The 8,475-nt window shown below is 57.8% G+C and carries 9 protein-coding genes and 1 pseudogene; 9 read left to right on the top strand and 1 reads right to left on the bottom strand.

Going from position 1 to position 8,475, the window contains the following annotated elements; genetic code table 11:
- Positions 1–43 precede the first annotated feature (43 nt).
- Positions 44–886: a recombinase family protein gene (locus O4H53_RS26600; RefSeq protein ID WP_269367965.1), complete on the top strand. Its 843-nt coding sequence runs from the start codon at positions 44–46 to the stop codon at positions 884–886.
- On the opposite strand, the pseudogene O4H53_RS26595 reads toward O4H53_RS26600, so the two are convergent.
- A pseudogene (locus O4H53_RS26595) lies at positions 870–1,215 on the bottom strand (PIN domain-containing protein); the annotation flags it as partial. The gene O4H53_RS26600 and the pseudogene O4H53_RS26595 overlap by 17 nt on opposite strands.
- 429 nt (positions 1,216–1,644) lie before the next feature.
- On the opposite strand from O4H53_RS26595, the gene O4H53_RS26590 reads away from it, so the two are divergent.
- The 8 genes from O4H53_RS26590 to O4H53_RS26555 form a co-directional block, all read left to right on the top strand.
- On the top strand, positions 1,645–1,773 hold the full coding sequence (locus O4H53_RS26590) for a hypothetical protein (RefSeq protein WP_269367962.1): 129 nt from the start codon (positions 1,645–1,647) through the stop codon (positions 1,771–1,773).
- 200 nt (positions 1,774–1,973) lie between these two features.
- Complete coding sequence (gene repA / locus O4H53_RS26585) at positions 1,974–3,158, top strand: plasmid partitioning protein RepA (RefSeq protein WP_269367960.1); 1,185 nt, start codon at positions 1,974–1,976, stop codon at positions 3,156–3,158.
- Positions 3,158–4,126 carry a plasmid partitioning protein RepB gene (gene repB / locus O4H53_RS26580; RefSeq protein WP_110796935.1) on the top strand — a complete coding sequence of 323 codons (969 nt, stop codon included), beginning with the start codon at positions 3,158–3,160 and terminating at the stop codon, positions 4,124–4,126. The genes repA and repB overlap by 1 nt, the downstream gene beginning before the upstream one ends.
- A 220-nt stretch (positions 4,127–4,346) precedes the next feature.
- A complete protein-coding gene (gene repC, locus O4H53_RS26575; RefSeq protein WP_269367957.1) occupies positions 4,347–5,663 on the top strand; it encodes a plasmid replication protein RepC in 1,317 nt (438 codons plus the stop codon).
- Positions 5,664–5,808: 145 nt separating this feature from the next.
- Complete coding sequence (locus tag O4H53_RS26570) at positions 5,809–6,903, top strand: Fic family protein (protein ID WP_269367955.1); 1,095 nt, start codon at positions 5,809–5,811, stop codon at positions 6,901–6,903.
- A gap of 114 nt (positions 6,904–7,017) precedes the next feature.
- On the top strand, positions 7,018–7,146 hold the full coding sequence (locus O4H53_RS26565) for a hypothetical protein (protein WP_269367954.1): 129 nt from the start codon (positions 7,018–7,020) through the stop codon (positions 7,144–7,146).
- Between the two features lie 88 nt (positions 7,147–7,234).
- Positions 7,235–7,720, top strand: coding sequence for a hypothetical protein (locus tag O4H53_RS26560; protein WP_331284256.1), 486 nt, complete (start codon positions 7,235–7,237; stop codon positions 7,718–7,720).
- Between the two features lie 40 nt (positions 7,721–7,760).
- On the top strand, positions 7,761–8,475 hold a 715-nt coding region (locus O4H53_RS26555; protein WP_269367952.1), incomplete at its 3' end, for an ArdC family protein.

The raw sequence follows: 8,475 nt of genomic DNA, 5'->3' as shown, positions 1-8,475 counted from the left end.
GTGAAGCGCTAAAGTGAATTTCCAGCGCTTCAGTTTCAGCTTACTGCTTCAATTGAAATCGGGAACTAAACGCGACAAGATCTTTGAAGAACACGCCTCAGGCGGCAATCGTGCGCGGCCAGTACTTGCCCGCGTGCTCGAACGCGTCCAGAGCGGCGACACGCTGGTTGTCGTTCGGATCGACCGGCTTGCACGGTCTCTGTCGCACTTGCTGGAGGTGATCGAACGTCTGGAGGCCAAGGGGGCTTTCTTCCGTTCTCTCCAGGACCCCATCGACACGGCATCGCCACAAGGCAAGTTCACGCTGCAGGTTCTGGGCGCCGCGGCCGAGTTCGAACGCGCGCTGATCCGGGAACGCACCAAGGCGGGGCTGGCGAGCGCCCGTACTAAGGGCCGAGTCGGCGGCAACCCGGGCCTGCGCGCCCGCGATCCAGCGGCGCTACGCAAGGTGCGACTGGCGCGGCAAGACGGCTACATGGAGCGGCTGAACGAGACCGCGCAGGATTGGGTGCCCCATGTGCGCCGCCTGCGGCCCGATATGGCTTGGGAAGACATGTTGCGGATCATCAACGGCCCCTTGCCCCATGATCGCCGCTGGACGCAAAGCCGCCTGCTGCGCGCCGTGAAAGCCTATGTGCGCGACGGGTTCCTGCCCGCTGAGGTTCTGGGCCGCGCCGGACGTCGCGAAACCGACGACCGCCTGCCCGCGATCGTCGCTGCCATCAAGGGCGCGGACCCGGACATCACGCTAGTGGCGATCTGCGATCGGCTGGAATCGATGCGTGAGCGCACACCACGCGGACGGACAAGTTGGCAGCCATCTTCGGTGAAAATGCTGTTGGAACGGGCCGAGCGTCTTGGTTTGCTGGTTAGACAAACGGATTGACGACGCGCAACTGACCCTCGATGAGCAATCCGTCGTGCATGTCCTCACCCCTCGACGTCGTGCACCCAGAGATCAACTCGGCCGACACGACCATCGCGTCATTGACCGATAGCTGGTATTTCTCCGCCAATGCACGGCCCACCTGATGGGTTTGCACCGTCAGGTCCTCGACCGAGCACAAAGACTGGATGCCGGCAAGAATAACCCCGGTGTCCTCCCAACTGAGCCCTGCCTTCCTGCGGCAATTGGCCAGCGCTTCGTTCAACTTGAACGCTGATCCTAGGCCCCTGCCCTAGTACTTCCTCGGCGCGATCCGCCTTGGGACCATCGCCGTGACGTTGTGCTTCACGTTGGCGTCGGCGGAATTTATGCTCGTGCGAAACGCCCCGGTTAAGTTGGTTATCCGTTTGGAGCCTTCTCAAACCCTGCCGGTCATTTCTCGCATTGAAGTCTCCCGTCCCCCTACCCTTCCCCGCTTCGCTTTTAGGATTTCACAACCTTGGACTCCTACGCTCTGGTTATCATTGCATCACCAAAATAAAGGCGCACAGCATTGACCTCCATTTGTTTGAGTGCGAAAGCGCCAAAACCGAGTCTGCCAAGAGCGCCGGTTTGGTCTCGACATTGAGCTCCTACAATGAGGTCGCTGTTGAGCCGGTTGCCAGCGGGAATCGCGTTGCCCCACGCACTGAGTTGTCGTCGGCTCATCCCGTGGTCTCCTGGTTGAACGCAACGGCACTTGGAAGACGCAGAAGTATGTGGCCGGGGCCGCCTACTTCACCCTGGCGATCCAGGATTTTGTCCTCAACGCCAATCTTGGCAAGACTGCAATCCAGGATGATGACATGGTTCAGCGAGTGATTCTCTGGGGTTCGACCGAAGTCTGAGTAGGGTTTCCCGCGGGCAACCTGTCCTGCCGGAGTGTTTACAGCTGTAAACACGAATGGTTTAATGGACGGCGCATGTAGTCTAGTTCTGCCTAATTAGACACTATATATGCGAAAAATCTTGACTTAACTGGGTGAATCACACCTTTTATCCCCAAGTGGCGCGAAAAAAGCCACATGTTTGAATTTGGGGCAACCACATGATTCCAGTGACACCGCTTAGTACCGAAAGGCCATCAGCCCTCGCAACCGAAATTTCCGAACGGCTGAACGCGGCGATCAGAGAGCACCTTCTTGCGGCTTTCGCACCAGACAACACAAAGTCGCTGCGCGCCTTCGCTGCTCCGGAGGTCGCCGAGTTGTTGGGTGTATCTGGCCAGTTCATGCGAAAAGTGCATGCCGAGGGAACGGTTCCTGAGCCAAGCGACATCCGTGGTGGCCGCCGGTATTACTCCGCCCAAGAGATTTGGAACGCACGAGAGATCCTCGAGCGCTCGTCTCGTACAAAGGGCCGATATGTGCCCCGCCGCTCCCCTAAGGAGAAGCTCCAGGTTTGGCAGCTGATGAACTTCAAAGGTGGCAGCAGCAAAAGTACCACGACGATTCACCTTGCCCACTATTTTGCGCTACGTGGTTACAGGGTGCTCGCTGTGGACCTCGACCCGCAAGGCTCGCTTACATCGATGTGTGGGATTAGCCCGGAGATCGAGTTTGATGGGCTGACGATTTACGACGCGATCCGGTACGATGATCCGGTCGAGATGGCTGATGTCGTGCAGCCGACCTATTTTCCCGGCCTGTCAATCGCTCCGTCGCGGTTGATCCTCTCCGAGTTTGAAACGGAATCCGCTGTTCATTCGAACCCGGATCAGCCGTTTTTCACACGCATTCGGAACGCGCTTGTCCAGGTGGAAAATGATTTTGACTTGGTTCTTGTGGATAGTCCGCCGCAGCTCGGGTTCCTGACAATCGCAGGGATGGCAGCGGCGAGTTCGCTGCTCGTGCCTCTCACGCCGTCCATGTTGGATGTGTCGTCCACGGCCCAGTTTCTCGAACTCGCAGGTGCGTACATGGGGGTGATTGAAGACGCCGGCGCGACGCTGCAATACGATCATTTCAAGTTTTTGGTCACCCGCGACGAGCCAACCGATGTGCCTTCGCAGCAGCTCACTTCGTTCATGCGCGCCTTGTTTCAAGATCGGGTCATGTCGGCGACTGCGCTGAAGAGCACAGCAATCAGCGACGCTACGATGCTCAAGCAGTCGATCTATGAAGTTGTTCGTTCTGAGATGACGCGAGCGACCTATGACCGCGCCAAGGGCTCCATGGATGCGGTGGGAGAAGAAGTCGAGCGGATGATCCAGCAAGCGTGGGGACGTTCATAATGGCTAGGAAATCACTCCAAGAAATGTCCGGTATTGCCAGCGCTATTGCGCGGTCTGGTGCAAAGTCGGCGGAAAAGGTCGCGAAGACAAGTGCACCTGCTCTCGGAGCGCTGCAGGGGTCTCTTGCTGCAATTCGTGAAATAGATCCGGACCTAATTGATGACTGGGGTCCAACGGACCGGCTCGACGAGTTTACAGCTGTAAACTCCGACGATGACGGCGCAGGGTTCGATGCTCTCAAAAACAGCATCCGGGATGGTGGACAACAAGTCCCAATCCTTGTTCGAAAGGCGAAGTCCGAAGGGCGGTATGAGGCAATCTATGGTCGGCGGAGACTGAGAGCCTGTCGGGAACTTGGCATCAAGGTTCGTTCCAATGTCCAAGACATCGATGACCAAACGGCTCTTCTTGCAAAAGGTTTGGAAAACGCTGCCCGCCGCAACCTTTCATTCTACGAAAAGGCGCGTTTTGCAGAAGCTATCCTGGAGGCCGGTCATGCCACTCCCACGGTGAGGCAGGTTTTGAGCCTGTCCGCCTCAGGTCTATCGCATTTGATGAAAGTGACCCAGAACGTGCCGGTAAAGGTAGGTGATCTTGTTGGGGCTGCGCCGAAATCTGGCAGACCCAAATGGACCGCTCTTGCGGAGCTCTTCATCTCCAAAAAGCTCACTGAGAAGGTTGCTCTGTCCGTTCTAAAAAACTGCGGTCAGGAAGTGAGTTCAGACGACCGATTGGAAGTGCTGTTGAAAGAAGCCTCCAAGCGAGGGGCGCGACAAGGCAACGTCACCTCTGAAGTGACACCAGTCGAGGGCGTGACGATCAAGACAGGTCGCGGTTCTGTATCGATGTCAGTCAAGAAATCAGGTGCCAATGCGCAGTTTGCGGAATGGCTCGACGACAACCTGGCTGAAATCATCAAGAGATCCTACGCCGAGTTTACAACTGTAAACCGGACGGATGAAAACTGAGGACGAGCAGAAAGGAGGAAGGCGAGCAAAGAAAAACCCCCGAAACCGGAGCTTCGAGGGCTGCTGCGCAAAGCGCAATTCTTAGATTAGACACCTAGAATCTAGCAGCCACCGAATCACCACACAAGAGAAATCGCTCCTGAGCGAACGGGATTTCTTTGTCTGCTGGCAAAAAATGAAAAAATTCAATGATGCTCCGCATGGAGCGACTGGGACAGGCATGCCTCAGATTGGTGGAGGTGTGTCCAATATCAACCAATTGTCCGGGTGGCGCAAAGCAACGGCAGGACTCGCAGTGGCTGAGCAACATGCACAGGTCGGCGAGAAAGCAGCCGTTCCCAAGGCACAGGCCTTCGTGGCCGTAAAGCGCGTGGGTGCCCATATTGGTCTCAAGGCGGGCGATATGATGCTCCTGGACACGCTCGGGGCCTTCACACAGGCCCAGGACTGGGAGGAGGGACATCGCCCGATCGTCTGGGCATCCAACGCCTATCTGATGGAGCAGACGGGCTTCTCATTGTCGGCGCTCAAGCGCCATGCACGGCGCCTGGCGGAGATCGGGGTGATTTCCTTCAAGGACAGCCCCAACGGCAAGCGGTGGGGCCGCAGGGACGCGGATGGCGTCATAATCGAGGCCTACGGCTTCGATTTGTCGCCGCTGTCGGCCCGCGTCGAAGAGTTCGCGCAGTTGCACGCCGAATTGCAGGCTGAGCGTGAGCTGTGTCAGCGCCTGAAGCGCCAGATCACGGTTGCGCGCCGGATGATCCGCGCCAGGATCGAAGCGGCGCTCGGCAGCGCTCTGAGAGGCCCCTGGACGCAGCTCACAGGCCTCTTTGAGGATCTCCTGGACCGTCTTTCTCGACGGGACACGGCCTCTGAGACGCTCACACGGCTCTTGGAATGGTTCCGGGAGCTTCAGGAGCGTGTCGAGGCGGCCTATCTCAAGGCAGTTCGGGCGGACGAGGCTGTGGAAAACACAGCCGAAACCACCAAGCAAGCACTTCAGAAGACTCAAGAAATGGACCCCAGGGAGGTCATTTCCGAACCTCATATACTAATTACAAATCAACTTAATCCTGTAACCTGTAATTCCTCAGAAAAAGAGGAAGCGGCGAGCGTAGTGCCAAATGCGCCACCGGAAGAGCGAGTTGATAGGGAGTTGGAAGATTGGGTGGCTGAAACGCGCAAGAAGCGCGGGGCAGCTCTTGATCTGCCGACAGTCATGCAAGCCTGTCCTGAATTTGCGTCGTGGGCGCGCAATATGGGCGGATATCTGAAGGATTGGGGCGATCTGCACCGTGTTGTGGGGCAGTTGAGGCCGATGATCGGCGTTTCTGAACACGCCTGGAACCTCGCGCAGGACCGACTTGGGCCACAAATCGCGACTGCGGCGCTGGTTCTCACGTTCGACAAGCATTGCGCCGGCGAAGTGGCGTCACCGGGCGGATATCTGCGTGGCATGGTTGAGAAGGCCGGGGCAGGGGAGCTGCATCTCGAGCGCAGCTTCTATGGTCGATTGAGCGGGCAGGCTGCATAATGGGATGGGGACGCAGTTTTTCCACGTTCAGAGTTCCAGGTGGGGCATGCGGAGATTGCCGCCTGTATTCTCCGCAGATTTTGCGGCAGTTATTGTTGTCTTGACGAGATTATGCGGTATAATCTCCGCAAGGAATGCGCAAAATATGACCTACATTCACGAAATCACTGACTGGCCGCAGTTTTCTTGGGACAAGGCCAAGCTGTCTTCACAACTTGCCGCTGTCCGCCACCGACAAGGCAAGCTCTTGGGACGCATGGAAGGCCTTGGCTTTGATCTTCGAAACGAAGCGATGTTGCGAACTCTCACCAGTGATGTCGTCAAGAGCAGCGAGATCGAAGGCGAGACGCTCGACAAGGATCAGGTTCGGTCGTCTATCGCAAAACGGCTGGGGCTCGAAATCGGCGGGCTGATCCCGTCTGATCGCCATGTCGATGGGGTCGTCGAGATGATGCTGGACGCGACGCAAGCGTATGACCAACCACTGGACGCAGAGCGATTGTTCGGCTGGCATGCCGCCCTTTTCCCAACCGGGCGAAGCGGAATGTCCCGGATCACCGTGGGGCAGTGGCGTGAAGGCCCTATGGAAGTTGTTTCAGGACCTATGGGTCGTGAACGCGTGCATTTTGAGGCGCCGGGAGCAGCACGGCTTGATACAGAGATGGGGCGGTTTCTGACCTGGTTCAATCAGGCCCCTGACACGGATCCAGTTGTTCATGCCGCAATTGCACATCTGTGGTTCGTCACGATCCACCCCTTCGACGATGGCAACGGGCGCATTGCGCGTGCGATCGCGGATATGGCGTTGGCTCGATCCGAACGCAGTTCACAGCGGTTTTACAGCATGTCGACCCAAATCCGGCAGGAGCGGAGCGCCTATTATGATATGCTCGAGACGACGCAGAAGGGCGGGCTTGATGTCACCGCCTGGCTCAATTGGTTCCTCAATTGCCTCGACCGTGCTTTTGATGGCGCAGAGATCATTCTGGAGGCCGTGTTTCAAAAGGCGCGGTTCTGGGAGAAATACGGAACGGCCAACATAAACGACCGCCAGCGGGACATGCTTAACCGCCTCCTGGATGGGTTCGAAGGAAAACTCACGACGTCGAAATATGCGAAGATCGAGAAGTGTTCGCAGGACACCGCATATCGCGACATCCTGGACCTGATCGACTTGGGAGCACTTGAGAAAGATGACGCTGGTGGACGTAGTACCAGCTATTCCCTGTCAGCGAAGTGAAGAGGCTTGTCGCATCCGGTGCTCAGGACAAGCACCGCCAGGATATGTCAGACAGTCGCCAGAAAAAATTGCCGATCTGAGATTTGCCATTATTCATTGATATAAATTCTAAAAATGGAACTCTTAGGTCTGGCATTGCCGATGTTCGTTGCCGATCCGGAGTTTCTGCGTGCAATGAAGAAAACTGGGGCCGTGCCGGCCCCTGAAGTTCTTTTCCCGGGCTGGTGGGGCCGGGAAAAGTGAAAGTGTCCTTCGGGTTTTGTGACTGACGGATGAGGGGCTTTGGTGTTCCTCGGACGGGTCCGGGCCGGGTTCCGGTCTGTCTTTCCTGATGAAGGGCATTCCCATGCAAACAGGTGTCTTGCGCGTGCTGCGCGCAATCGCTGCCTCGTGGTGGCGACACAAGGAACTACGCCGAACCGGCCAGTCGGCGCAGGCGCGGCAGATCGAACGCGAGACCGTCCTGCGTGATCTCGGCTATCTCAGGCAGGCGGCGACATTGCCGAATGCCCATGTAATCTGCGGCGATGGCGGCACGTTCATCCATCTCGGTTGGACCACCGTGTCGACCTTCGCGCCGATCGAGCGCTTTCCCTTGGCCGCCCTCGCGGTCGCACGAGGAACGCCGTTCATCGATATCCGATCCGTCACCGATGTCACCGCCTTCGCGAACTTGCCGTGCGTGGCGCGGGACGGATCGGTCGACCCTGACCCTTGCGGTCCTGGCAGGTCCGTCTCGCTGACCACCTACATCGACTTGGTCGAAGCCCTCGGTGCCAGGATCGCCAACGATCCGCGCCCCCGCCAGTCAACCTGATCACCATTCCCTCTCACCAACACTCGAAAGGAGGCCAGCCATGGCCCGATCCCGCACGCCCAAATTCGATGCCTCCGAGGTCATCACAAACGAAATCATCCGCATCATCGAGCGCGGCGTCCTGCCGTGGCGCAAGCCATGGACCGCAGGTGGCAGCTCTCGTCCCCTGCGCGTGGGCGGAGAACCCTACCAAGGGGTGAACAACTTCCTGCTGACGATGCGGACCGTGATGGCGGGCCACAGCTCTCCCTTCTGGATGACGCTGCCGCAAGCCAATGCGTTGGACGCAAAGGTCCGCAAGGGCGAGAAGTCCTCTGTCGTCGTTTATTACGGTCAAAGCCGGAAAGACGCGGGCGCATATGAGCATGACCGCAGCGACGGGGATGATCACTCCGAGGAAGCCCGTATATTCCGCTTCCAGAAATCCTACCGCGTGTTCAATGCCTGCCAGATCGAGGGCTTGCCCGACAGCTTCTTTCCGGACCCGGAGCCCGTGCCCGAGCATCCGCGGTCCGAGCCAATCCCGCACATGCAGGCGTTTTTCGATGCCATCGACATCACGACCGTCTTCACGGGCACGGAGGCGTACTATTTGCCGCCCGTGGACAAGGTCTACATGCCGTCCATCACGCGGTTCCAGGACCCGCGCAATTTCTACGGGGTCTGGGCGCATGAGCTGGCCCATAATGCCGCGCTCCGGTTTATGCCGCGCTTGTTCAGGCGAAGTCTTGTTTCCTGCGGTTTTTGTCGTTTTC

The organism is Sulfitobacter sp. G21635-S1, from assembly GCF_027213915.1.
Classification (GTDB): Bacteria; Pseudomonadota; Alphaproteobacteria; order Rhodobacterales; family Rhodobacteraceae; genus Sulfitobacter.
Note: the sequence above shows the minus strand (reverse complement) of the source record. Positions and strands in the feature narration are given on the sequence as shown.

Bases quoted from the DNA above. Each gene is read 5' to 3' on its own strand.
- repA (WP_269367960.1), top strand. From the start codon at position 1,974: ATGATTCCAGTGACACCGCTTAGTACCGAAAGGCCATCAGCCCTCGCA.
- repB (WP_110796935.1), top strand. From the start codon at position 3,158: ATGGCTAGGAAATCACTCCAAGAAATGTCCGGTATTGCCAGCGCTATT.
- repC (WP_269367957.1), top strand. From the start codon at position 4,347: ATGCCTCAGATTGGTGGAGGTGTGTCCAATATCAACCAATTGTCCGGG.
- O4H53_RS26570 (WP_269367955.1), top strand. From the start codon at position 5,809: ATGACCTACATTCACGAAATCACTGACTGGCCGCAGTTTTCTTGGGAC.
- O4H53_RS26565 (WP_269367954.1), top strand. From the start codon at position 7,018: ATGGAACTCTTAGGTCTGGCATTGCCGATGTTCGTTGCCGATCCGGAG.
- O4H53_RS26560 (WP_331284256.1), top strand. From the start codon at position 7,235: ATGAAGGGCATTCCCATGCAAACAGGTGTCTTGCGCGTGCTGCGCGCA.